Origin of the sequence: Thalassomonas sp. M1454 (assembly GCF_007097525.1) — a bacterium.
In the GTDB taxonomy this organism is placed as follows: domain Bacteria; phylum Pseudomonadota; class Gammaproteobacteria; order Enterobacterales; family Alteromonadaceae; genus Thalassotalea_A.
Genome location: NZ_VKDD01000002.1, coordinates 1,103,478 through 1,130,162 on the forward strand (window position 1 = coordinate 1,103,478; position 26,685 = coordinate 1,130,162).

Here is a 26,685-nt window from a genome sequence, read left to right on the forward strand (position 1 = left end):
AAAACATTCAGTATCCTTACTGAATCACTTAATAGACTTTATAAGGTTAGTTAAAAGCCGAAAAATTGCAAAAATTATTTTGGGGAGACAGAAACTAGAATGATGTTGCACTGGAAAATGGGTAATAAAAAAGAGAACCGAAGTTCTCTTTTTGGGTTAACTCTTAACAGAGTTAATTATGGTGATTAGCTAAGCTAATTATTACCAAATTTTTACGCGTTTCTCTGGAGCAATGTACATAGCATCGCCTTCTTTAACACCGTAAGCTTCTACGAATTCGGTCATGTTTGATAATGAACCTAATGCGCGGAAGTGGCCTGGTGAATGAGAGTCAGTTGCTACGCGTTCACGCATTGCTTTTTCAGTACGTTTGCTACGCCAAATTTGTGCGTAACCCATAAAGAAACGTTGGTCGCCAGTTAAACCGTCAATTACCGGAGCTTCTTCACCGTTAAGCGAGTTTTTGTAAGCGCGGTAAGCAATGGTTAAACCTGATAAGTCACCAATGTTTTCACCAAGTGTTAATTCACCGTTTACGTGTAAATCTTCAAATGGGTAGTAACCGTTATATTGTTCAACTAATTGTGCAGAGCGTTTCTTAAATTCAGCAAGATCTTGCTCTGTCCACCAGTTTTTAAGGTTACCATCAGCGTCGTATCGACTACCTTGGTCGTCAAAACCATGGCCCATTTCGTGGCCAATAACCGCGCCAATACCACCGTAGTTAACCGCATCATCCGCAGCTAAGTTAAAGAATGGAGGTTGCAATATAGCAGCTGGGAATACAATTTCGTTTGCTGTTGGGCTGTAGTAAGCATTAACCGTTTGTGGCGTCATATGCCATTCCCAATCATGGATTGGACCGCCAAGCTTCTCAAGTTGCTTCTGATGCGCTACTTTGTCAGCACTTTGTACACTCGCGATAAGTTCGCCTTCTGTAATAGTGATATCAGAGTAATCTTCCCACTTGTCCGGGTAACCGATTTTAGGAGTAAAGGCGGCAAGTTTAACGCGTGCAGCTTTTTTAGTGTCCGCAGTCATCCAGTCTAAAGAGTCGATTGATTCACCATAAGCAACACGTAAATTTTCAACTAACGCTGACATACGAGACTTAGCTTCAGGCTTAAAGTGACGATCTACATACACTTTGGCAACTATCTCACCAAGATTTGAGTTAACAAGTCCAACACCGCGTTTCCAACGAGGTTTTTGCTCATTTTGACCATTTAGCTTACGGCTATAAAAATCAAAACGCTCATCAGATAATGCTTCAGTTAAGCCCATAGCATTAGCACTAATAGCTTTCCAAGTGATGTATGTTTTCCAATCTTCGATTGAAACAGATGCTAATAAGCTACCAAAACCTTTCACAAAGTCAGGTTGGTTGATAATAATATCTTTTTCGCTATCCGCGCCAATTGTTTGTAACCAACCAGACCAATCGATGTCGCTAGTTAATTCATTTAAGTCGCTAACTGAAAATTTGTTGTAACGTTTTTCGCTGTCGCGTATTTGAACTCGAGTCCAGTGCAACTTAGCAATAGATGTTTCTAATGCAACAATGCTTTGAGCCGCTTGTTCAGCATTTTCTTGACCGGCTAAGGTAAACATGTTGTTGATGTGCTGTTCGTACTGGCTACGCATTTCAACAAAACGCTCGCCTTCATTAAAGTAGTAATCACGATCTGGAAGACCTAAGCCTGAGTGCCAAATGTGCGCAGCATAACGGCTTGAATCTTTAGCATCGATTGATACATAAAAAGCTAGTGGAGAATCTAAGCCTAAAATTTGACCTTTAGCTAAAAATTTAACAACATCACTTTTTGTTTTTAATGTTGCTACTTCAGATAAAATTGGCTCAATTGGCTTAATACCTAATGCATTTAACTGCTCTACGTTCATGTATGAACGGAATAAGTCAGCTACTTTTTGCTCATTAGAACCAGCAGCTAAATTGTCTTGCTTGGCTAATTCTTCAATAATTGCCTTTACATCATCATCTGATTTATCGCGTAAGTCATAAAATGAACCTATCGCAGTTTTATCACTTGGGATTGGGTTTGAGTCTAACCAACCACCATTTACATATAAGTAAAAGTCATCTTGAGGACGAATTGACGTGTTCATATTGGCAGCATCTAAACCAGACACTAATGCTGTTTTTTGGCTTACCGTTGCAGGAACTTCTGCGGTTTTAGTGCTTGGCGTGTCGTTACAACCAGCAAGTAATAATAATGACGAGCATACTGCGCCCGTAAGAACTGCTTTCATGATGTTATCCCATGTATATATGTAATTTAACGTAATTAAATGTAATTTAATTTTCTGGCAACAGATACTACGAGTTATTAACTAGAATTTCTAGTTATAAGGGGAAATATTCATTAATTGTTACAAATAGAGCGAGGAATTAGGAGCTAGCAGTGAATATCAAGGTGTCAGACACCTTGATATTGATTTAGAGTCCTTGGATGAGGTTCAAGGTGTCTGACACCTTGATATTTATTTTATGTAGCCGTGTTGTTTTAAGTGATTAACGATTTGCATGGCGCATTGTTCAATGCTTTGCTCGGCTGTTTTTACGTGTATTTCTGGGTTAGTCGGTATGTCGTAGCCAGAGCTTATGCCGGTGAAGTCTTTGATTTCCCCTGCTCTTGCCATTTTGTATAGGCCTTTCGGGTCACGTTGTTCACAAATTTCGATTGGGGTATCGATAAATACTTCGATAAATTCGCCCTGCTCTAGCATGTCTCTTGCCATGTCGCGATCAGACTGGAAAGGTGAAATAAATGCCGTAGAAACGATTAAGCCTGAATCAACGAATAACTTAGCTACTTGGCTAATTCGTCTGATGTTTTCCACTCGGTCTTCATCAGAAAAGCCAAGGTCGCCATTTAAGCCGTGGCGAACATTATCGCCATCTAATAAGTAGGTATGACATTGTTGCTGAAACAGTATGTCATCAACAGCATTGGCCACTGTCGACTTACCAGAGCCACTTAAACCTGTGTACCATAACAAACAAGGCTTTTGCCCTTTTAATTGAGCTCGGTCTTTTTTACTTACTTCTTGGCTATGCCATACGGTGTTTTCTGTTTTCATTGTCATGCGATTTATTGTCCGTGTTTAGCTGTTATTTATTGTTTAACTGATGTCTAAGTAATGTCTAACTAATGTCTAACTATAAAATTAAAATGGGAAGATCAAAGGGATCATGTAAAGTACTACAACTGAGTAAGTCAGTGATACTGGCACTCCTACTTTGATAAAATCTTTCAGGCGGTAGTTACCAGCGTTAAAGACCATAACGTTGGTTTGATAACCATATGGGCTAATAAAACTACCACTAGCACCAAAAGCAACAGCCATAACAAATGGCAATGGGTTAACCCCTAAGCCTATCGCTATATTATAGGCTATAGGGAAGATTAGTGCGGCTGCAGCGTTGTTGGTTATTACTTCCGTCATTATTAAAGTAATAACAAAAACGGCAATAAACGCAGCCATGGTCGATTTATCTTCTAAGTAACTTTGCACAAAATCTGCCAATAAGAAAGATACTTGAGTGTTTTCAAGAGCTGTAGCCAGAGTTAAGGCACTTACTACAATTAACCAAATTTCCAGCGGAAAACGTCGCTTAATTTCATTTATCGATAAACAATTAAATGCAAATAATGCCGCCATATAGAAGATCAAACATTTAAGTAGTGGGATTTCAAAAAATACAGAACCACTTATTGCGCCTAAAAAACCAAATAAAGTAAATTTATCACGCCAACCAGAGAGCATATTCTCTGGCTCTACCCCGGTTAAGATAAAGAAGTTTTTACTTAAGTTAGTACGAGTGATGAAGTCTTTACCAACGGCGAGTACTAAAAAATCACCAGAGTGAATAATCAGCTCCCCTAGTTTACCAGAAAGCGTTGAACCTTCGCGGCGAATAGCTACAACAGCAGCGTCAAATCGTGCCCTAAAGCCTGCTTGCTTAAGAGTTAAGCCGATAATTGCAGAGCCAGGTTTAATTAGGACTTCGGTTAAGTTATCGCGCAATAAACCGTCTTGCTCGGCAAATAGTTTTAAGCCATCAAATTGTTGGAGTACAAATACTTTTGAGATGTCACCAGTAAAAATTAACTTATCGCCAGGTTGTATAAATTCTTCCGGAGTAACAGGTGAAATCAAATGCCCTTGGCGAATTATTTCAACTAAGAATAACGAGTCCATACTCCGCAGACCATTTTCTTCAATTGAACTGCCAATTAACTTAGAATTTTCAGTTACTTCTGCTTCAACAAAGTAATGTTTATCGTCTTTTGGATCTGGGGCTGTTTTGGGTAAAACACTTATGCGTATAAATAGAACTAATAAACAGGCAAACATCGCTGCTAAGCCAATTAAGGTAAAATCAAAAAATTTTAAACTTTCAACCCCGCGCTCTATAAGCATTGAGTTAACGATCAAGTTGGTTGACGTACCAACTAAAGTTAATGTTCCGCCTAAAATCGCCGCATAGGATAAAGGTAATAATAAGCGACCAGGGTTGATAAATTTATTATTTTTAATCGGTGAGATAAGCGTTGCCACTACCGCCGTGTTATTTAGTATGGCGGAGGCGAAAGCTGTGGTAAGCAGTGTTTTTAATAAAGAGCGCTTTACCCCTTTATTGATCAATTTATTCGCCAAAATGCGTAAAAAACTGGTGCGCTCAAACGCAAAGGAGCAACTGATCAATAAAATTAAAGTAAGTAAGCCTGGGTTGATGGCATTATGGAATATTTGTTCGGTGCTAACAAAAGATAAGGTTAAACACGCCATTGTGGCTGCCGCAAATACCCGCTCAGGGACATTTTGATATTTAACTAAGCCAATAAACGTTGCAAAAAAGATTGCAAGCATAGCCCATTGTTCAATCGTGAGCATTAAAACCCTTAATTAGCTACTTGGTTAAACCAACAACAAAAAGTTTAATCAGTAGTTTTATAATTATTTTTTCAGTACTAAAAGCAATAAATTAACTATCTATTACTTAACTAGGTTTAGCAAGTTTAATAGCAAGCCCATTAATTTCATACATGTTAATGGACTTGATTTAATAATAAAAAAGCCGGAATAAATACCGGCTATTTATTAAAATTAGCAAGCAAGAATTAGATTGCTTTACAGTTCCACTCAGGGAAATTTTTACGAATAAAAGCGTTAAGCTCAATTTCAGTTGCGCTATACGTTCTTTGCTCTACTTCGCTATCATCATCGAGTTGAGCATTAGTGATCATACCCGCACCAACCGTTATGTTAGTTAATCGATCGATAATTACGAATGAACCTGTACCTTCAACTGTTGCATAGTCATCAATAACAACTGGGCTTGTTGTATGAATATTACATGAAGCAATTTCGTTTAGCTTCATTTCATCTTCTTCAACATGCTCAAGCGTATTAACATCGATACGGTGGTTGATTTTATCAATACGGCCGTAAGTGTTTTTGGTACCAATCTTTAATTCGTACTCTTTACCCGGTTGTAGAGCGGCTTCACTCATCCATACAATCGTTGCTTCAAACTTATCGCTAACCGTTGCTAGCTTGTTTGATTTTACAATTACATCACCACGTGAAACGTCAATTTCATCATTAAGAGTAATTGTTATCGCTTGACCAACAAAAGCAGATTCTAACTCACCATCTGCAGTAACAATTGATTTAACAGACGATGTTTTACCCGATGGTAAAGCAGTGATCACATCACCAATGTTTATCACACCACCTGCAACTGTGCCACAAAAACCACGGAAATCTAAATTAGGACGAGTAACGTATTGCACTGGGAAGCGGAAATCTTCTAAGTTGTTATCTTCGTCAATTTTAACCGTGTCTAATAAGCCCATTAACGTTGCACCTGGGTACCAATCCATTGCTTCAGAGCGATTTACTACGTTATCACCATTCAGCGCTGAAATAGGTACAAAGCGTACATCAGGGATGTTTAAGTCAGAGGCAAAATCACGGTATTCTTCTTTAATTTTACGGTATTCATTTTGGTCGAAATTCACCAAATCCATTTTGTTTACCGCAACAATAATGTGCTTAATACCAAGTAATGCCGCAATATAGCTGTGACGTTTAGTTTGCGTTTGTACGCCATAACGAGCGTCGATCATTACAATAGCTAAATCACAGTTTGATGCACCCGTTGCCATGTTACGTGTGTATTGCTCATGGCCAGGGCAATCAGCAATAATAAACTTACGTTTTTCAGTGGCAAAGTAGCGATAAGCAACGTCGATAGTAATGCCCTGCTCACGCTCTGATTGTAAGCCATCAACTAGCAGCGCTAAATCGAATTCGCCATCGGTAGTATTAAATTTCTTTGAATCGCTTTTAATCGCCGCCATGTGATCTTCAAAAATTAATTTTGAATCGTGTAATAAGCGGCCGATTAATGTTGATTTACCGTCATCAACGTTACCACAGGTTAAAAAGCGCAGCATATCTTTGTGCTCATGCACTTTTAAATAGGCTTCGATATCGGTTTCTAATAATGTTTGTTCAGTACTCATGTCTATACTCATGTTTTAATTCGAATTTGGATGTTAATTTTGTTATTTCTTTAGCCATTAATTTAGTGCTTAGAAATAACCTTCCATTTTCTTCTTCTCCATTGAGCCAGACGAGTCATGGTCAATCATACGACCTTGTCGCTCGGAGGTTTTAGTTAATAACATTTCTTGAATAACTTCAGGTAAAGTAGTTGCTTGAGATTCAACCGCGCCAGTAAGAGGATAATCACCTAAGGTTCTAAATCGAACCATTTTCATCATCGGCTTTTCACCTTCTTTTAATGGCATACGGTCATCATCTACCATAATTAAGGTGCCATCGCGCTCAACCACAGGACGCTCAGCCGAAAGGTATAGAGGAACAATCTCGATATTTTCTAAATGGATGTATTGCCAAATATCAAGCTCTGTCCAGTTTGAAAGAGGGAAAACTCGAATACTTTCGCCTTTATTTACTTTACCGTTGTATGTATTCCATAACTCTGGACGTTGCGACTTAGGATCCCAACGATGGTTTTTATCACGGAAAGAATAGACACGCTCTTTTGCTCGGGATTTTTCTTCATCACGGCGCGCACCACCAAAAGCGGCATCAAATTGGTATTTATCAAGTGCTTGTTTTAAGCCTTGAGTTTTCATTACGTCGGTGAATTTTGAACTACCGTGATCGAATGGGTTCATACCGGCAGCACGGCCTTCTTCGTTGGTATGAACAATTAAGTCCATACCATATTTTTTAGCAGCTACATCGCGAAAGGCAATCATTTCTTTAAACTTCCATGTTGTGTCTACATGCATTAAAGGAAATGGCGGTTTAGCCGGGAAAAATGCTTTCATCGTAAGGTGTAGCATTACTGCTGAGTCTTTACCTACAGAGTAAAGCATAACTGGATTATCAAACTCCGCAGCAACTTCGCGAATAATATGAATAGATTCAGCTTCTAACTGTTTTAAGTGTGTTAAATTCATTGAATAACCGTTTATTAGAGTTAATGAAATTATCGAAATGGTAAGTTGATTATTCTTACACATTTGTACGCATAATTCTATTATAGTTAAAACAATTTAATGTGCTAATTATCTATAAAATATAACTAAATTAATATCAAGCCTCTTAGGCTTAGGACTAGATTAGGGATTAAAACCTAAAATCTAAGACAATCTTCTACCTTTCTAGTTTCTACCTTTCTAGTTTCTACCTTTCTAGTTTCTACCTTTCTAGTTTCTACCTTTCTAGTTCTCTAGTTCTCTAGTTCTCTAGTTCTCTAACTAAAGTTTACAGACATAAAAAAACCAGCCGTTTGGCTGGTTTTTTAGATAGTAAGTAAAGCTAAGCTTAAAGCTTTCTCTTACGCTCTGCTGTATCAGCAATGTAAGATGCCCAAGCGCGTGCTGCCTTCTTAGTTTTAGGATCAGCTTGTGCTTGCTTAATTGCCACTGTCGCTTGTTTGTATTTCTCTTGGTAGAAGTAGGCTTCAGCAAGAGTCATGTAAACACGACCAGGGTTTTCAATACCTAAGTCAATTGCTTTTTGCAATGCAACTGTTGCAGCATCGTACTGTTCGTCTTGCTGTAAAAGCATACCTTGACGACGATAGTGCTTAGGGTTGTTTGATAACTTCGCTGTTTCACCAAAATATTTAGCGGCTTTTTTAACTTCTTGCGAAGCGTGGAAAGCGTTTGCCATTGTATAAAGGTTAGTGTCTGTACGAGCAATTAAACCGTTATCTATGTACTTTTCCAGTAACATCGCTGATTTATATGGTACATCGTTAGTAGCATATAAGTTAGCTAAGGTTTTGATCTCAGTTTCTTTAACTAAGTAACCTTGCTTGTAAGCTAAGTCTAATGTGTAAAGTGCTTTCTTGTAATCTTCTACTAACATGTAGAACATACCAAGTTGAGTCCACCATTGCTTATTCTCAGGGAATAATACAAGAACTTCCTCTAACACTTTAACCGCATTTTTATACTGTTTACGTTCATAGTAAGACGTTAATTTAAGTATGTATGGATTTTGGTTCGGCTTATCTGCATAAAGACTAATCGCCTTATCTGCAGGAGAAATCATTTTATCCAGTTGCTTTAACTCGTAATGAGCTTGAGCAATTTTTACATACGTATTTGCGTCTTCTTCGCCTGTAGCTTTCATCCAAGCAGCGTAGTTCTTAAGAGCATTTTCGTATTGTTTTTCTTGCATCTGTAAATCTGCAAGAAGCTTAATCGAATCTGTGTGCTCTTTTTCGTTAAGAACTTCGTCTTTAGTTGCCTTTTCAAGGAAACCAATTGCTTTTTTCGAATCAGGGCCGCCTTTAGTTGCGTACATGTTCGCTAAAAAGCGATCAACGTATGCACGGTCATAGGCTTTACTTGTTTCGATTTCATTCAAGATAGCAATAGCGTCATCGATACGGTCTTCAGAGTAGGCTTCAAATGCTTTTTGCACTTTTTTACCTACTGCTGGGCCAACGATTTTAGTACGTTTTTTCTTCTTTTGTTCTTTCTTAGGAGCATCGGCTGCAAAAGCAGTTGATGTCACTGGCAACGTTGCCGTTGCCACGAAAGCTACCATGATTGAAGAACTAATTAATTTTTTTAACATTACTGAGCTCCTCCATCTTGGTTCATCTTAAAGTCTAGTTGTACTGTTAAGCCTGTTTGTACGATAGCTTTACCATCAACAACTTTTGGCTTGTATTTCCATTTACGAAGCGCGCGTTTGGCTTCTTTATCGAAAATACGTTTAGGTTTAGCGTTAATAACTTTAACGTCTTCAACCCCACCAATTGCGTTGATTGAGAAGCTAAGCTGTACCCAGCCTTCTTTACCATCACGTGCTGCTTGTATTGGGTACTTAGGTTCGATACGAACGATAGGCGTTGCCTCACCGTCTTTACCAAATCCTGCACCGGGTGCATCCATACCTGCTGACGCGCCTGAAATTTCTACACCTGGAACGTTGAATGTCATACCTGCGTTGTCATTACTCATTTCCGGCTCCGGAGCTTGTGGCTTCGGTGGTGTTTTAGGCGGCGGCGGTGGTGGTGGTGGCACACGTTTGCGTTCTTGAACATTTGATTTTGGCGGTGTTGAAACGATATCAATGATGATTTGCTCATCAGCATTATCGTTACGCTTTGCACCACCTGAAATCAAGAATGCCATAAAGACAAACAAACCAAATGTTACAGCAACGCCCAATAGTATTGATACTAAAAAGCGAACCATAATTAATTACCCGACGCTGCAGCAATAGAAATCTTATCGATTCCTGCATCCTTAATTGCATCCATAACTTTAACAACTACGCCGTGTTTAGCGCCTTTGTCAGCTTGGATAATTACGATGTCAGTTGGTTGTTCAGCTAAAAGCTTCTCAAGGTTAGCAGAAACACGTTCAACGTCTACTGCACGCTTGTCCATCCAAATTTCACCGCTTTCACGAATAGCAATAAAGATATTTGCTGACGGTTTTTTACTAGCATTAGCCGCTTTAGGCTTTTGCACATCGATACCAGCTTCTTTTACGAATGAAGTGGTAACAATAAAGAAGATAAGCATGATAAACACGATATCAAGCATCGGTGTCATATCAATTACTGCTTCTTCGTCTTCACGTTTTATTTTACGAGCCATTAGAAAATCTCTCTAGTGATGAGGTAAGCTATCAACTAGCTTAGCCTTTGCCATTTTAACTTTTGCGTCCAATCTAGAGCTAAAAAATACTCCAGATAGTGCTGCAACCATACCTGCCATTGTAGGAATTGTTGCCATCGAGATACCCGCTGCCATAAGGCGTGGGTTACCTGTACCTTGTACAGCCATAATTTCGAATACTGCGATCATACCGGTTACAGTACCTAAAAGGCCGATAAGTGGACACATAGCTACCAATGTTTTAATTGTTAACATGCGCGAGTCTAATATCTCTGTCGCTTCAGAAATCCATGTATCTCTAATTCTGTGTGCATACCAAGAAGTTGTATCTTCTCGAGCGTCCCATTTAGCAATAACATCTCGCTTAACTTTTGGGTAAACCGCTGATAAGAACCAAAACTTCTCAATCATTAGTATCCACATTAAAAAGAGAGCCAAGGCGACGAAGTATAATACGCCACCGCCCGTGGCAATAAATTCCCTGACAGATTCCCAAAGCTCTATCAGGTAAATCATTACTGTTTCTCCTGCTCAGCGATTGAAGCAACAATGCCAGCGCTTTGCTCATCTAAGATGTGGAAGATTGACTTACCACGGCTAGCCACAATTGAGTGAACTAGGATTAGAGGTAATGCAGCAATTAGACCTTGAGCTGTTGTTACAAGTGCCATTGATATATCGCCGGCCATAATTTTAGGGTCACCAGTACCGTATAGAGTGATTGATTGGAACGTACCGATCATACCAACAACTGTACCTAATAGACCTAATAGCGGAGCGATAGCAGCTAAAATTTTAATTACGTTAATACCACGTTCAATTTTCGGCGTTTCACGTAAGATTGCTTCGTCAAGTTTAAGTTCAAGAGTTTCTGCATCAACAGTTTTGTTTTCTTGGTAAACTTGTAATAAACGACCTAGAGGGTTGTTTGCACTTGGGTTAGCAGTGTTCTTAAGTTGAGCTTTAATTTTGCCACCAACTAAGAATAAGAATACTAAACGCTCTACCGCAATTAATAGACCAAAGATAAGAACACCAGCGATTACATAACCAACTGTACCACCTTGGTGGAAACGCTCTTCTAAAGTAGCTTTTTGCGTTTCTAAGTTAAGAATAGAGCCTTTTGAAGGATCTAGGTATAGAGGTGCATAGCCACTTGTTAATGATAAGAATGAAGATACTTCACCTACGATAGCACCGTCTGGTTGCTTACCTAGAGGTTGGATTTGACCAGCATCATCATTGTAGTTTAAGTAACCTTGCTCAGAGATAAGGTTAAATGAACCAATACGAGTAACAGACTGAGAAGACTTAGAACCGTCTAATTGAGTAACTTCAGCTTCAAATGTAGCGATTTTACCTGATTCAGTCATTTCAGTTTGCATTGCAAACCAAAGTTCTTCTAACTCGTTTAATGCTGGAATTTCTTTAGCATTAGCAAGTTTATCAAGCGTTTCATGACGACCTGGGTATTGAGCACTAACGATTGACGTTGCGATTGCACCGTAAGCGTTACCAGATGCACGACGAACAACACCAAACATCTCACCTAAGTCACCAGAAGCAGCTTGTAGCTCAGCTTCTTTAACAGTAAGCATTTTTTCGTTGTCAGCAAATTGCTTAGTTAAACGCTTGTTACGAGCTTGTTCAGCTTTTAATTCTGCGTTTGCTTTGTTAACAAGAGCTTGCTTGTCAGCTTTAGCTGATAAGAATTCTTGTTCACGTTTTTTGTCTAACTTAGCAACTGATACACGATCAGCTTTAATTTGCTTAAGTAAGTCATCTAATTGGTTTGCCGCAGCGTTTGTAGAAATACCCGCTGTTAAAGCAAATGTTGCAGCAATAGCTACAGATTTAATAAATTTATTCATTATTCACCAGCCCCCGCAGCATATACAGGTAACTTAATTAAATCAGGAGCAGTTTGTTTACGTGCCATACGTACTGCTTTTGTTGTAGGGCTTAGGTATTCGTCACCTAAAGCTAACCAAGAGCGAGAATCGTTATCCCAAATCCAGGCATTTTTTAAATCAAGAGATTGTGCAACTAATACTGTACGACCCATGTGTACGAAATCTACAGTAATCTTTTGGCCTTCAAACTCAAGTTCACCTTGGTAAGCACCAAACATAGAACCGTAACCAGTTTCAATGTCGTATGCTTCAAGTACTAAACGGAATTGCTCAGCTACTGAGATACCTTGGCGAGACATTACGTCTTTAAGACGGTCGATACGCTCTGTACGGTCAGCTAAGTTTACTGGGATGTCAGCAGCGATAAACTCTTCTAAAGAAGCAATCATTTTATACATTAAAGGTACAACACCTTTTTTAGTATTTTCGATTGTACCAATTTGACGCTGTAGAGAATCAATACCAGCTTGTTGATCGTTAACTAAACGTTGAACATGATCGTTGTAAACTTTCAAGTTTTCAGTTTCATCAACAACTTGGCGGTACTCAGCTAATAATTCCTGAGATTGCTCATAGATGTTATTGATCTTTTCTTGAGATTTAGAAGAAGCTTTCATAATAGTAGCTTCACCTTTGTGAAGGTCGTTAAGGCTTGTAGCTGAAGCAATATTGCTTCCTGCTAAAGCTAACGTGCCGATAATCGTCGTTGCGATAAGGCTTTTTTTGCTTATTTTGGACATAGTTCCCAACCAATTGCTATTTTAACTTTTACCGAGACATTTATTCTCGGTCCTGCATTTTGCTTTTCTATACAACAAAAAACAATGCTTTAAGTTGTTATTGATAAAAACACAATTTTGTTAACTCTTGAGTTACACTTTTAGCTCAAAAAATTATCAAAACTGTCATTTTATTCTGTTTTTCATAAAAAGACAGCTCCATATAAGACAATAGCTACAAGCTAAAGTCAAACGATTTACTGTATTTAATGAACTAAAAGGCGAAAAAACACCGTTTCGGGGTGAAATTTAACCAGTTAACGCAAAACTACAACTAGGTTGTAATCGAGTTACATTTTTCAACATTATCTATAAATAAGTCAAACATAAAATGTTATCTGTTTTGTAACATAGCTAAAATTAAAATTTACTATTCGTGGCTATAAAACTCTGGTAATCACTCCTAGGTCAAGTTACCTTTATCAATATAGTGTTATCTAATAGAAAATAGCTCAGATGGTCTCTCCAAACAAAAACCTTAGAAATCCAGTAAACACGCAAGCTAATCAAGTTATCCAAAAAATTGTACAACTCATTAATGCAAGACATATGGAACAAGCACTAAAGCTATTAACGCCATTACTTGCAACTAACAAGAAAAATTCTCAGCTTTGGCATTTAAAATCGGTGATCCATCACGCTAAAGGAGAGCTATCTCTTTGTGAGCAAGCTATTAATAAATCTTTAGCTATTAATCCTAACTTCTTACCCTCTTTAGTTAACTTAGCCAAGCTAAAAAAACAACAAGGCAAAGTTGAAGATGCCATAGGGTGTTATTTAAAGATTATTGCTTTATCTCCAAAAGATATAAATGCGTTATTTCATATTGGCGTTTTATACAACCAAACTAAACGCTATACACAGGCGCAAAAGCAATTAACTCAAGCTTTGCAACTCGCACCTGCTGACAACAACATTTGTATTGCTTTGGGTCAGTCACTAATGCATCAAGACCTATTGATAGAAGCGAGTAAGTGTTTTAAAGATGTTTTAAGCAGGCAAGAAACTAATATAGCGGCGTTAAACAATTTAGCTTTAATCCAAAAGCAGCAATGCTTATTTTCAAAAGCCATAAATACTTTACTAACAGCGTTAAAATATCAGCCTCAGCAAATTGAGGTGATGAAGAATTTAGCTAGCTGTTATACCTTAAATGGTGAAGTAATGAAGTCTAAGCAACTTTACCAGTCAGTTTTAGAACAAAACCCTGAAGACATTGAAGCTCATCACTGGTTAAACACTATGTTGTGGGAGCATGACGATAATGACTTCCTCAAATCTTATCAGTTAGCTTTAAAGAGCAATCAAAACAATCTAGATTTACAATTTGCACTAGCAAAGAAAATGCAATTATCTGAAGATATTAATGGTGCCACCCAGCAGTTAAAAGATATATTATTTAAAAATAAAAAGCATGGGCCTAGCTTATTAGAGCTGGGCACAATTTTACGTGAACAAGGGCTATTTGAAGAGTCATATAAACATATTGAGCAAGCCCATAAGATAAATCAAAGCAATGAGGTGGTTAAACAAGAATTAGCGAAAAGCTTAATGGGGATAGGTGAACCTAAAAAAGCCCTTTCTATACTAAACAAGTTGCTTTTAAAAAATCCTCACCAGCAAGGTTGGTGGGCATATAAAACCATTGCATTAAAATTATTGAATTCACCTGAATATCATTATTTATGCAATTATGAACAGTTTATTTTAAAGGCGAGTATTGAAGTTCCGCAAGGCTATGCAAACTTAAACGAGTTCAACTGCGATTTGGTTAATGAACTTAAAAAAATCCATTACGCTAAATCTCATCCGCTAGAGCAAACGCTAAAAAATGGCAGTCAAACAAGTGAAAAGTTATTCGATTACCATCTTCCTTTGATAAAAACTCTCACAGCAAGCCTAAAACAGCAAACCAGTGAGTTTTTACAACAATTACCACAAGATGATAAGCACCCTCTTCTTTCTAGAAATACGGGGCGTTTTGTGGAAACTGATTCTTGGTCGGTTATTTTAAACTCATCTGGATTTCATCAAGATCATTACCACCCTGCGGGCTGGTTTAGCAGTTGCTATTATGCACAGGTACCTGACATGGTTGAAACAAGTGAACTGCAACAAGGATGGATCAAATTTGGTCAACCAGGATTTAATTTGCCACAAACTATAGAACCTGCTTGTATTATTAAACCTGAGACCGGGTTACTGGTACAATTCCCTTCTTATTTTTGGCACGGTACCAATGCATTCGTGAGCGAAGAAAAGCGAATTACAACTCCGTACGACATACTACCAGTTTAACTATTTTAAGCTTTAGAACCACAAGCAAGTAGTTATTTTTTGGACAACTATTCAATTAGGAAAATTTTGTTACAACTAAGCAAAATTATTACTAGCATTTGCCCTATTTGACTATTAGTATGGCTTGCAATAATTAGGAATAAACACTTTAAGGAATATTATGAAACTTAGCTCTATTTTACTTGCAACCTCTACAGTAATCTTACTATCGGCTTGTGCTGGTAAGCCACCAGGCGGTGAAGGTCAAACGGCAAGTAACGGCACCAAAAAAATATGTAAATATGAAAAAACTACTGGTTCAAACATCGGTAGAAAAGTATGTCGTACACCTGAACAAATAGAAGCAGAAAAACGTCAGGCTGACGAGTTAATGCGCACAACACAACGAAGTGGTCCAAAATCTGGTCAATAATTAGCTCATCTAATTTTAACCGTAAAAAAACTAGGCTATGCCTAGTTTTATTTACAAATTTAAATTTTATTTTAAATAGTTTTTATAATTAAGCCATCGCCCTGAACTTTTCTGAAAAATAGGTTGGCGTACTTTCCAAACACTGGCGGTTTTAACTTTGTTATTTAAATGATTAAAATTCATACATCCGTCTTCCCAACCTAACCCGATAAAGCTAAGTAACGACTGAATGTTTTGCTCTGGATTTACAACAAGGTTGTCATAATCAATGCTGTATATTGTATCGGGAAATAGTGATTTAAAGTGATTTACCAACCTTTGCTGCTGCTGATAATAATGCATTATATTAGATAACTTAGTTGCGTAATTTAAACTATCAGCTAAGCGCAAAAAATAAACAGACAAACAATTATCCATTTCTTGCCTTTGAGTATGAATAATTTTTGCATTAGGAAATAAGGTTTTGATCAGCCCTAAATACAGGAAGTTATCAGGACGCTTATCTGTAACTAAGTCATATCCAGGAAATGTAGTTGATAACAATGTGAGATAGTCTTGTGCATATTGTTTAAACCTTGCTATTTCAATATCAGAACATTGGCTTGGATAGTGCAGTAACTTTGTATTAACTAGGTCTGGAAAGTAAGTAATTTCACCTCCTGCAGTGATTTTGCTGTGAGATGCTAATATTTGCTCAACAAGCGTTGAACCTGAGCGAAACATACCACAAATAAAAATAGGCTCGGCGGTTGAAATTGGTTCTAATTGTTCAAACCACTGTTTACTAAATAGACTAATATTTTCATTTATATGCGCTTCTAATGCTTGTGGTTGATAAGGCGCTAGCAAGCTTGTGTTATGCTCATTAGCCTTTGCGTAATAATAACTAGCTTGTTTATAGTCTTGGCAATCATCAAATGCCTTACCTAGTGCATAATTTAAATTAATTTTATCTTCTAGAGCTAAGTTAGCATGCGATAAAGCGCTTAATATTTGCTTAAAAACTGGATCATTTACGTCAGTAAAGTTATATAAGTCAGCAATACGAGCCAGAGCATTGTAATTGTGTGGTTCATATTGCAGTGTTTGCCGGTAAAGCTCCATTGCCTTGGTTTTATTCCCCTCTTCTTCATAGAGAGTGGCTAAATTGTATAATGCAGGCGTAAATCGGCTATTTAATTGCAAAGCCTTATGCAGTGCTTGTTTAGCTTGCTCTTCTTGCCTGAGCTTTTCTGAGTAAATTACCGCTAAATTTAAATACACCTCTTCAGCTTGATTAATATTATGCCTTATAGCCAACTCAAATTGAGCGATAGCATCCACATAGTTACCAGCTTGCTTATAGTAATAACCGAGATTGAAGTAATGGTCACTTGCTATGCTCTGTTTAGCTTCAATATGAGCATCAATAAACTTTAGATAATTTTCACAAAGTAAAGGCCAATCTTTAAGGTGTGAAGCAACTTGAATGATTTGCTGTAACAGTTGGCTATTTGTAGGCTGTAAAGTCATTAACAGGCTTAAATAGCTTAGTGCCGGTTTATATTGCTGCATTTGCAGGTTTATCTGACTTAATGCACTAACAATATGTAGGCGCTGCTGAAGATTTACAGATGGCTCTGAGGCTGAATTTAGCGTTTCTTCGGCAAGCTTAAAAAGTTCATTGGCTTTTACCAAGTTCCCTTGTTGATGCTCACGCTGAGCTGTTTGTATTTGTTGTTGAATTTTATCTTTCATTTATATTTTATTTATCTTTTAAAACTCTTTTATTATTGGTCGCTAAAAACTAAACCATAAAGCGAAATCATCATAACGCGAAAACATTAAACATAGAACGTTTTAGCGCATTTAATAGGCTTTAAATAAGCATTATTACTGATTTCAAGTTATTACATATCAGTTTTGACACCCGCACAATAAAATTCAGACAATAAAAAAGCGATGCTAATGCATCGCTTTTATTTAGGTTATTACGTTTCTAAAAATTAGAAAGTAATTGTAGTACCTACGTAGAAGTTAGTACCGATGTACTGATACAAAGTAGTATCTGTGTTTGAATCATCGTAATCTGAGTAGTACGGTGGCTCTTCATCAGTAATGTTATCTACACCACCACGAACAACTACGTGCTCATTGATGTGGTAAGAAGCTGAAATGTTATGAGACATAAATGAATCAGCAGTTGTGTCGAAGTAATCCGCTGGATCAGCAGTTGGATCTAATGCTGTTGATTCAGTTTCTAACTCATCAATCCACATTAAGTTGTAAGCAACAGTCCAGCTATCACCGCTTGCACGTAAGCTAAAGTTTTGCTTTAACTCTGGGATAGAGCCTGAGCTTGAAGAAGCTACGCCAACGTAATCGATTTTCTCTTCACCTGCGAACGCTTGAGTTTCCCAGCTATCGATGAAAGACGCTTCCCAATCAGCAGACCAATCTAAACCAAATGCATCAAAGTTGTATTGAATGTTTGCATCAATACCTGATAATGCCCAGATAGAAAGGTTAGCATCAGTTGCTTCGATACCATCGAAATCACCAACAGCATTACGATTTACTTTAGCGTTAGTACAGAATGCGTTAGCACCACCAACACCACCATCAGCACCAGCTGAGTAACACTCATCAAGAACAGTACCTACACCAACAGCACTGATTACGTTTTCGATTTCAATATCGTAGTAATCAACAGTAAAGCTTAAACCATCTAGAGGTTCAACAACTAAACCAACAGTAAATGTATCAGCAGTTTCTGGACCTAACTCAGGGTTACCACCAGTTACAGCACGAGTTTGACCGTTACCTTGTTCCCAAGTACCGTCACCTGGGATAAAACCATTAGCCACATCGTTTTGACACGCTGTTGCGTATTGTGGATCTTGACCTGCACCACCTACACCTTCACAAGGATCAGAGTAGTTAGTGTATGAATCAGAACGACCACCGAATAACTCACCAACAGAAGGGGCACGGAAAGCTGTTGAAACAACTGAGCGAAGCATGATTGCGTCGTTCATTCTCCAAGTTAAACCTACTTTGTAAGTTTCATCTGAACCGAATGAATCATACTCGAAGAAACGCATTGCCGCTTCAACGTCAACAGCCTTAGCAAATGGTAAGTCTGATAATACTGGGATTACAAGCTCAATGTAAGCTTCGTCAACTTTGTACTTACCTGAAGTAGGTAATACAGCGTTACCAGAACCGATACCAGAAGATGAGAATGCATCAGGTTGGTTAAATGCAGACTCTTCACGATGCTCCATACCAAATGCGAAACCAACAGTACCAGCAGGAAGGTCGAATAAGTCACCAGAGATGCTCGCACCTAAGTGGTGCATTTCAGTACCTGATGTACCTTGGTCAGTATAACGTAAGTATTCAGCATCAGCTTCAGAGATAGCACCTAGACCCATGTAGTTAATACATGGTTGAGTTGCATCATTACCATCAACAGTGTAGTTATCAGGAGTACCAGTAACCGTTACGCCTTCACAGTTTTCGTTAACTGATTTGATTGCGTTTTCCATGTTGATGTAGTTTTTAGACTTATCAATCGCAGAGTTACGACCGTAAGTGTAGAAAGCATTCCATGAATAATCACCGATCATACCTTCAAAACCAGTAGTCATTTGAACTGAGTTTACTTCTTGTTCAAAGATACGTGGACCAACTTCTTGCATACGACGAAGTGGGTATTGAGTTACGTCAGCACCTGGAGTTGCGATACCAGGGTATAAAGACATAAATGGGTAGATACCTGGATCTTGACTCATTGTCCAGTTACGACCGTTTGCACCGTACGCGTAGTAAATTGGCTGTGGAGCCATTTGCTGTACTGATGAACGGTTAGTGTAATATGCTTCTGCGAAGAAGTTTAAGTCGTCAGATAACTCATAGTTACCTAAAACAGATACGTTATAACGAGTCGCAGGTGTAAATAAGTAAGAAGATGCTGAGTAGTTGTAACGGTCATTGTTATCACCAGAGTTTACCCAATCATGGTAACCTTCTGGACTCATAGTACCGTTTCCGCCTGGTTCGAATTGAACACGACGTTCATTTTCACCAGCTGCATCATATACGTATGAGTTCATACCTAGAGAGAAAGATGAACCACCACAGTACTGGTATGGCTTGCCATTTTCGTCAGTAGCTTCCCAAATAGGACATTCTGAGTAAGAACGGTCAGCTTGACGAACTTCACCACGGTCATAGAAACCAAGGTTAACTACAACGTTACCTTTGTCGCTTGTAATACCGAAAGTAGTACTTAAGCTAGCTTCATCGCCGTCACCTTCAGAAGTTTCTGAGTAACTTGCGTCAAATTCGATACCTTCGAAATCGTCACGCATGATGATGTTAACAACACCAGCAATTGCGTCTGAACCGTAAACCGCAGAAGCACCATCTTTAAGAACTTCGATACGTTTTACTGCTGACATAGGGATAGTGTTTAAATCAACACGAGCACTTGCACCAGTACCAGAAGCAACCATACGGCGACCATTAACTAATACTAGAGTACGGTTAGAACCTAAACCACGAAGGTTAACTGTTGCGTTACCGTTACCACCGTTGTTTACAGCAGCTGTTAAACCACCAGACTGAGCTGTCATATTTTGAAGAGCGTCAGCAACGTTTGAGATACCTTGGATTTTCATATCTTCGTTAGTGATAACACTAACTGGAGATGCACTTTCCATATCAGCACGTTTAATACGTGAACCTGTTACTTCAATTCGTTCTACTTCTTCTTCAGCCGTAGCTTCTTCTGCTGCAAATGCATTCGCAGAAATACCAGTTGTAGCCGTTGCACCAAAAACTAATGCAAGACGAACTGATTTAGCAAGTTTATTATTGCTATACATGTTTACTCCCTGGACCACTATAAAGTGATTCTATTGTTAATATTGTCGAAGCTATGTTGCTTCTTTATTTTTTTAATTAGGTCATTAGACCTGATCTGTCGACAACGATAATAAAACGATTTTCTTTAACAGGTCAACTACATAAATAACATTAAGTTAATATTTTTCACCATTAGACTACACTTGGTTACATTTTACCCAGCCATATTGAATAAAAACCCACCAAAAACCAATTAAAATTCATCCAAAAGCATTAAAAAAACAGCCTTATGCAAAAACAATATAAACCATAACCCAAGATAAAAAGCTGATATTAAAGAATTTTATTAACACAACAAAACAAACAAGAGACAGCATCCGTCAACTTTATGTTACAAGCAAAAAATTCCTATTAACAAAAATGAAAACTTTCTTTGTTTAGAACCTAAAAATACTCATGCCAAATTTTTAATATTAGAAATATCTAGCTTTTTTTGAGGCTTTACGTCACTCTACTCATGTTTAATTGAATCCAAATTGGCTTTAAGTACTTATATTCATGTTTGAATTATTTTCAGATCCTCACCTATTAATCACTCTATCTTTAGTTGGCTTTTTAGCTGGCTTTATTGATGCGATAGCTGGTGGTGGTGGTTTATTGACAGTTCCTGTTTTACTCACCTCAGGTTTGCCTCCGCATATCGCTTTAGGGACAAATAAACTGTCTGCCTGTTTTGGTTCATTAACGGCTTCAATAACTTTTTATCGAAAAAAACTATTTAATCCTATTTTTTGGTTCCTAACCGCCATTGCCACTGCAGTTGGCGCACTCACAGGAACAATAATCGTAAATATTGTCAGTGCAGATGCGCTAAATAAATTTTTACCACTCATTATATTGTTATGTGCTGTGTATACTTTATTCTCAAAAAATAGCGTTAGTGACTCAACTGCCCTACCTAAACCAGGATTACTGTTAAGGTTAAAACAATCGGTGCAAGGCTTTGTTTTAGGCTTTTATGATGGCTTTGCAGGGCCTGGGACAGGTACTTTCTGGACGGTTTCTTCGTTAAGTTTATATAAAATGAACATCCTACTTAGCTCAGGTTTAGCAAGAAGTATGAACTTTATTAGTAACTCTGTTTCATTGCTGGTATTTATCGTAGTTGGACAAGTTGATTTTACCCTGGGTCTTGCTATGGGGCTTTTCATGGTTCTTGGCTCTTGGATAGGAGCGCATTCAGCGATTAAGTATGGCAGTAAATTTATTCGCCCAATTTTTATCAGTGTTGTGGTGATCATGGCAATGAAACTTGCCTATAATGCTTGGTTTTAATTTATATATTAAAATAGCTATAGCACGAACACCTTTCTTATACTTCAGTTATGCCTTTGTGGTAAAGTTTAAATACTACCTTTATAAGTAATAAAATTAGAAACAATAATGAACATCAATGCATTAAACCGATTAGAGTCACTATTGGAGCAGCTAGCAGTAGATGCGAAAAGAGTAGATGCAGAAAACAAGCAGCAAAAATCCCATTACTACCTACAAGATAAACCTGTTTTTGATGAAAAGCTTTTTCCTATTGTTAGCGCCAATTTTATTGCTTACGTAAAATATGCTCAGGAGCGAGTGCAGCATTTAAAAAAATTACTCGCAAGCAATCATAATGAATTTAGCGATGCTCTGATGACGCAGCTTGAAGAGCAAATCCTATCTTTGATCACTGCGTTAAAGTCAAACTCATCTCGCCACCACGACAGCGAATATCAACTAAATAGACGTAAACGTTTAAGTGCACAAAAACAGGCCAAGGTTTATCAAAAAGCTGTTAAAAGTATTACTATGCCCAGTCACCAGCTCCATGCAAAACTTGCTGAAACTCATGGTTTTGAACGTCGTTTAGAAGAAATGCTACGCATAAAACAAGAACAACTTCAAAGTAGTAAAAATCAAGATACTAATGTACTACAAATGGAAGTACTTACCCTGCATCAACGTTTAGGCCGCTGCCGTAAAGCAATTTCAGATATTGAAAAGCAAATAGAGATGAGTGAAAAAATGAGGTAAAGAGTGGAACTAGGTTATAGGAACGAGGAACGATAGTTTCTAGTTTCTAGTTTCTAGTTTCTGGTATGGTGAAACGGATAAAACATACAAGAGGAAGTGTTTGGGTGGCCCCTCTCTCAGCCAACATCCCGGCACATGAGTCGTCTGCTGCGGTTGCTTCCTTCCGGACCTGGCCGAGTTCACAGAGTATCATTGCGAGAGGACCAAGAGAGGTACCATAACGGCTGTATGTTTACAGCGGATTGGATTATGGCGAATTGTGTTGATGGTTGCAACCCTAAAGCGCAATATTTTACTCAGAAATATTAAAATAATTGCTCAAACTAAAGTTCTTAGAAATTTTGCGGTTTTTTCGCACAATGCGGGCTAAACAAACTTTGGATATCTGCCAATTCTTTATCAATATCTGTGCTGACCATACGTTTTGTAAAAAACATCACTTGTTTGTGTTTAAAGTCTAGTTGCACAGGTACAACAGGAATATTTGCTTGCTGTGCTATTTGCAAGAATCCGGTTTTCCACTTAGTTACCTTTGAACGAGTTCCTTCCGGCGCTATGCCTAAGATAAGTTGCGATTGATTATTAAATTCATTAACAATTTGACCAACAACGCCATGGGCATTACTTCTATCGACAGCTATACCGCCAACAGACTTTAACCAAAGGCTAAACGGCCATATAAAAATGGAGCTTTTACCTAAAAAACTTACCTTTAAATTAAATGAGAATTTAACCAAAATACCAAGAATAAAATCCCAATTAGAAGTATGCGGGGCAACGGCCATAATTACCTTTGCCTCATTGGGCAGTTCACCAACAACTTTCCAACCACTCAATTTTAAGATTTTCTGTGCCAACCAAGCACTTAATTTGCTGTTTGTTCTTGGCAGTTTATCCGGTATTTCGGTTATTGGTTGCATCATCAGATATATTCACTCAGCATATTCTAAAGTTGCAATTGATTATTTAGTTCAAGGGCAATGGCTTTCAGCTGCAATAGGTTCTCTTTACCTAAACGCAATAAAAACTTATCTGCCGCGGGTAACTGTTCAAGCTCTTGTTGTTGGTATTGATAAACAACACTTGGCCTTACTAATAGCTCGTCTGTATTGTTTATTTGCAGGTCGAGTATTCTATTAAGCGCTTGTTGTAATACTTGATCAAAAGTCTTATCACCATAACCTAACTCAGCATAAGCCTGGGCAAATAAAGGTTTATTTTCATTAAAATAGTTTGCTAACTGTTTAGGCTCAAACGAATGTAATAACTCAATATACTGTTTATAGCGAAGTTCATTTTCGCCAGCAATAACATAAGTATCCTCAGTTAAGCTTTGTTTATTTGTGGCAAACTGCTCAGGTAATGGCTGCAAAGGTAAATGTGAATAAGCGATTTCCCCTTGAGCAAAATTATCAGTAAAGACTACAAGCCTTCTTACTAAGTCATCCGTTACCAATAACGTTAACAATTCTTTGCGCCAAGACATCAATGCAATGCCAGCACTCATATACTCATCACTTTGATCAAGATCAGGTAGAACAATAGGCTCTTTTACTTCAACAGGCTCGCTTACAACCGGCTCAACCACCTCTTCGACAACTTCAACAACCTCTTCTGTTGGCTCAACATAAACAGGCTCTTCTACAACAATAGGCTCAGGCGCTGGAGTTTTTTCCGGCTGGTCATTTTTGATAAAAAACAAATAGATAAATGTAGCAACGACAAGGACAACAATGATTGCAAAAACAATCGAATTACTGCTTCTAGGGGCAGATGTCTCATTATTTATTTCAGCTTGATTTTCAGCCACAGTTACCTCGGAAAAATTTCTTTATTAGTTTGTATAGCATAGTTAATATGCCGTAGTTTTGATAGTAAGCTTATAAGTGGTTACCAGCCAAATTTTAAACCGCATCCGGTTGGTTTTCAGGTAGGGCCTTAATAAATGCGGGTAATTTATTACAATTAGCAACGATGCGATTAATATTTGGGTAAGCCGACATATCAATATTAAAACGCTTGGCATTATAAACTTGTGGCACCAAACACAAATCAGCAACGGTTATCACATCTTTAAAACAATACTTGCCTGATGTTTGAGCTAGTTTGGTTTCTAAAGCCTTAAAGCCTATGCCCATCCAGTAATTCATCCAAGCAGATCTTTGTTCATCATTAGCTTGCAATTCACTGCTAATATATTGCTGCACCCTAAGGTTATTTAACGGGTGTATTTCACAAGCAATATCTAACACCAAAGCTTTGACTGTTGCTTTATCTTTTAACTGGCTAGGATATAAGTTTACCTGCGGGTAGAGCTCGTCTAAATAATCAATAATTGCTAAGGATTGATTTAAGGTAAAGTCGCCATCAACTAATGTTGGTACTAAATGAGCGGGATTTAATGCCTCATAACTTTTACTATGTTGCTCTCCGCCATTGTTAACTAAATGCACAAATTTTTGTTGGAACTCTACTTGTTTTAACTGCAGTGCAATTCGAACTCGATATGCCGCAGACGAACGCCAGTAACCATATAGTGTGATCATAATAACTCTTATTGCTTAATTAATAATTTAGTCATTGCCGGGCTAAATTTTCACTGTTTTCTTGTTGATATTATACTCGCGCAATTTGTTGGCAATTGCGGTATGGCTTAAGCCTAACTTTTTAGCTAATTGTCTAGTACTTGGATATGCAGGGTATAATTTGCGTAATAAATCAGCCTCAAAACCTTTTACCGCTTCATCTAATGTACCGGTAAAGTCTTGCTCTAAATAACCATGATCTTTGGTGTAATTAGGTAACTGTAAATGAGCAATGCTAATAACATTACCATCAAGTAAAGAAACAGCTTGCAGCAATACATTTTCAAGTTGACGAACATTGCCTGGCCATGGGTAATGCTCGACAAAGTCAGCACAGTTTTTATCAAAGGTAACGTTGCTTCTGTGGTTAACTAAGGCAGCTTTATAGATAAAGCTTTCAGCAAGAGGCAAGATATCTTGGCGACGATCGCGCAGCGGTGGAATATTTAAACCTAAAACATTTAATCGATAGTACAAATCTTCTCTGAACTGCCCTGCCTCAACTAATGACAATAAGTCTTTGTTAGTCGAGCTAATAAAACGAATATTGACTTTAATTTCATGTTCATCATCAACACGTCGGAAACTGCCATCTTCTAACACTCGAATTAATTTTGACTGTAACTTACTCGACATTTCAGCAACTTCATCAAGAAAAATTGTACCGCCATCGGCCAACTCAAGTATGCCTTTTTTTGCTTTATCTGCAGCTATACTACGGCCAAACAATTCTGTTTCACAAGCGTCATCAGGTAGAGAGGCACAATTAAGTACAATAAATGGTGACTCTCCTCGTTCGCTGGCATTATGACAAGAGCGAGCGAGTAGCTCTTTACCTGTGCCGGTTTCACCAGTAATTAGGATTGAAGAGTCTAAATTAGCCATCCGCCTAGCTTCACGTAAAATTTTGCGCATTACCGGCGAGTTAGCTTGTACTCCTTTAAAGTCATTATCTTTAGGGTGACGAAAAGCGTTAATTTGCTGGCCAAGGCGTAGCTCAGATTTAAGCATAATTAATACCCCAGCAATGACTTTTTGCTCATTTTCACCGGGTACATAGACAGGTAAAATATCGGCAACGTAGTCATCATCTAGAAATTTAAGCTTGCGAGTTTGGGCTAAAATTTCTTCGTTGCCCATATAGCGAGAAAAATTAAAACCTTTGAGCCATTGGCTGATCGGCTCACCAATGATATCACTCGCTGTTAAGCCAATTTTTTGTTGAGCAACATCATTAAAGCCATACACATTAGCTTTTGCATCAATCGATATTAGTGGGTCTGGTAAAGTGCGAACAATAGTTTCTAAAACATTGCGCTCACGCTCCGATGGCATATAGGCTGTAGTTTTTACATCCAAAACACCGTCTAGTAGACGTAATTGCGGCATAAATGTTTGTAACTGGGTAAACTCTAAATCTGGAATGTGGACATAAATCTGTCCGGTTTGGGTGATTGCATCAATGCCTTTAAGGTTTATCTCTTGCTCAACAAAGATAGCCAACACTTCTTTTGCGATACCAACTCGATCTTCACAGGTAATTTCTAAGCGCATGCAATGT

Annotated in this window: 21 protein-coding genes and 1 other RNA gene; 4 read left to right on the plus strand and 18 right to left on the minus strand. The window is 38.0% G+C overall.

All coding sequences use genetic code 11. The features are described from left to right. Positions 1-201: 201 nt before the first annotated feature. The 11 genes from FNN08_RS06905 to FNN08_RS06955 all read right to left on the minus strand — a co-directional run bounded on the left by FNN08_RS06905 (position 202) and on the right by FNN08_RS06955 (position 12,857). Positions 202-2,271, minus strand: a complete 2,070-nt coding sequence (locus tag FNN08_RS06905) for a M13 family metallopeptidase (RefSeq protein WP_143583979.1) — start codon at positions 2,269-2,271, stop codon at positions 202-204. Positions 2,272-2,502: 231 nt separating this feature from the next. Next, entirely contained in the window at positions 2,503-3,108 is a 606-nt protein-coding gene (cysC, locus tag FNN08_RS06910; RefSeq protein ID WP_143583980.1) for an adenylyl-sulfate kinase, read from the minus strand. Between the two features lie 81 nt (positions 3,109-3,189). Then, entirely contained in the window at positions 3,190-4,920 is a 1,731-nt protein-coding gene (locus tag FNN08_RS06915; protein ID WP_143583981.1) for an SLC13 family permease, read from the minus strand. 227 nt (positions 4,921-5,147) lie between these two features. Further along, complete coding sequence (gene cysN, locus FNN08_RS06920; RefSeq protein ID WP_143583982.1) at positions 5,148-6,557, minus strand: sulfate adenylyltransferase subunit CysN; 1,410 nt, start codon at positions 6,555-6,557, stop codon at positions 5,148-5,150. 69 nt (positions 6,558-6,626) lie between these two features. Beyond that, positions 6,627-7,526 carry a sulfate adenylyltransferase subunit CysD gene (gene cysD / locus FNN08_RS06925; RefSeq protein WP_143583983.1) on the minus strand — a complete coding sequence of 300 codons (900 nt, stop codon included), beginning with the start codon at positions 7,524-7,526 and terminating at the stop codon, positions 6,627-6,629. Between the two features lie 367 nt (positions 7,527-7,893). Continuing rightward, positions 7,894-9,159: a tetratricopeptide repeat protein gene (locus tag FNN08_RS06930; RefSeq protein WP_143583984.1), complete on the minus strand. Its 1,266-nt coding sequence runs from the start codon at positions 9,157-9,159 to the stop codon at positions 7,894-7,896. Beyond that, on the minus strand, positions 9,159-9,785 hold the full coding sequence (locus tag FNN08_RS06935; RefSeq protein ID WP_143583985.1) for an energy transducer TonB: 627 nt from the start codon (positions 9,783-9,785) through the stop codon (positions 9,159-9,161). The genes FNN08_RS06930 and FNN08_RS06935 overlap by 1 nt, the downstream gene beginning before the upstream one ends. Positions 9,786-9,787: 2 nt before the next feature. Beyond that, complete coding sequence (locus tag FNN08_RS06940) at positions 9,788-10,192, minus strand: ExbD/TolR family protein (protein WP_143583986.1); 405 nt, start codon at positions 10,190-10,192, stop codon at positions 9,788-9,790. A 12-nt stretch (positions 10,193-10,204) separates the two neighbouring features. Further along, the gene (locus FNN08_RS06945; protein WP_143583987.1) at positions 10,205-10,729 is read right to left on the minus strand and encodes a MotA/TolQ/ExbB proton channel family protein; all 525 of its coding nucleotides are present in this window, start codon (positions 10,727-10,729) and stop codon (positions 10,205-10,207) included. Then, positions 10,729-12,084 carry a MotA/TolQ/ExbB proton channel family protein gene (locus FNN08_RS06950; RefSeq protein WP_143583988.1) on the minus strand — a complete coding sequence of 452 codons (1,356 nt, stop codon included), beginning with the start codon at positions 12,082-12,084 and terminating at the stop codon, positions 10,729-10,731. Before FNN08_RS06950 ends, FNN08_RS06945 begins: the two co-directional genes overlap by 1 nt. After that, positions 12,084-12,857: a DUF3450 domain-containing protein gene (locus FNN08_RS06955; protein WP_185962605.1), complete on the minus strand. Its 774-nt coding sequence runs from the start codon at positions 12,855-12,857 to the stop codon at positions 12,084-12,086. Before FNN08_RS06955 ends, FNN08_RS06950 begins: the two co-directional genes overlap by 1 nt. Before the next feature lie 504 nt (positions 12,858-13,361). On the opposite strand from FNN08_RS06955, the gene FNN08_RS06960 reads away from it, so the two are divergent. Together FNN08_RS06960 and FNN08_RS06965 are read left to right on the plus strand one after the other, a co-directional pair. Then, a complete protein-coding gene (locus FNN08_RS06960; RefSeq protein WP_143583990.1) occupies positions 13,362-15,203 on the plus strand; it encodes a tetratricopeptide repeat protein in 1,842 nt (613 codons plus the stop codon). Positions 15,204-15,363: 160 nt separating this feature from the next. Then, complete coding sequence (locus tag FNN08_RS06965; protein ID WP_143583991.1) at positions 15,364-15,615, plus strand: hypothetical protein; 252 nt, start codon at positions 15,364-15,366, stop codon at positions 15,613-15,615. 66 nt (positions 15,616-15,681) lie between these two features. Here the strand turns inward: FNN08_RS06965 and FNN08_RS06970 are convergent, their stop codons facing one another. Both FNN08_RS06970 and FNN08_RS06975 read right to left on the minus strand, forming a co-directional pair. Next, the gene (locus FNN08_RS06970; RefSeq protein WP_143583992.1) at positions 15,682-17,352 is read right to left on the minus strand and encodes a tetratricopeptide repeat-containing sulfotransferase family protein; all 1,671 of its coding nucleotides are present in this window, start codon (positions 17,350-17,352) and stop codon (positions 15,682-15,684) included. A 248-nt stretch (positions 17,353-17,600) separates the two neighbouring features. After that, positions 17,601-20,486, minus strand: coding sequence for a TonB-dependent receptor domain-containing protein (locus tag FNN08_RS06975; RefSeq protein WP_143583993.1), 2,886 nt, complete (start codon positions 20,484-20,486; stop codon positions 17,601-17,603). Between the two features lie 538 nt (positions 20,487-21,024). Between FNN08_RS06975 and FNN08_RS06980 the strand changes: the two genes are divergently transcribed. Further along, positions 21,025-21,801 (plus strand): TSUP family transporter, encoded by a 777-nt coding sequence (locus FNN08_RS06980; RefSeq protein ID WP_143583994.1) that lies wholly within the window; start codon positions 21,025-21,027, stop codon positions 21,799-21,801. A gap of 108 nt (positions 21,802-21,909) precedes the next feature. Beyond that, positions 21,910-22,539 carry a primosomal replication protein PriC gene (gene priC / locus FNN08_RS06985; protein ID WP_143583995.1) on the plus strand — a complete coding sequence of 210 codons (630 nt, stop codon included), beginning with the start codon at positions 21,910-21,912 and terminating at the stop codon, positions 22,537-22,539. A 111-nt stretch (positions 22,540-22,650) separates the two neighbouring features. Here the strand turns inward: priC and ffs are convergent. From ffs to tyrR, 5 genes are all read right to left on the minus strand, one after another. Continuing rightward, positions 22,651-22,748, minus strand: an RNA gene (ffs, locus tag FNN08_RS06990) — signal recognition particle sRNA small type. Positions 22,749-22,871: 123 nt separating this feature from the next. Further along, positions 22,872-23,462: a lysophospholipid acyltransferase family protein gene (locus FNN08_RS06995; protein WP_260679280.1), complete on the minus strand. Its 591-nt coding sequence runs from the start codon at positions 23,460-23,462 to the stop codon at positions 22,872-22,874. Between the two features lie 23 nt (positions 23,463-23,485). Next, positions 23,486-24,349, minus strand: coding sequence for a DUF3014 domain-containing protein (locus FNN08_RS07000; protein ID WP_143583997.1), 864 nt, complete (start codon positions 24,347-24,349; stop codon positions 23,486-23,488). Between the two features lie 94 nt (positions 24,350-24,443). Beyond that, a complete protein-coding gene (gene maiA, locus FNN08_RS07005) occupies positions 24,444-25,082 on the minus strand; it encodes a maleylacetoacetate isomerase (protein WP_143584646.1) in 639 nt (212 codons plus the stop codon). 45 nt (positions 25,083-25,127) lie between these two features. Further along, positions 25,128-26,678, minus strand: coding sequence for a transcriptional regulator TyrR (tyrR, locus tag FNN08_RS07010; protein ID WP_143583998.1), 1,551 nt, complete (start codon positions 26,676-26,678; stop codon positions 25,128-25,130). Positions 26,679-26,685: the final 7 nt, after the last annotated feature.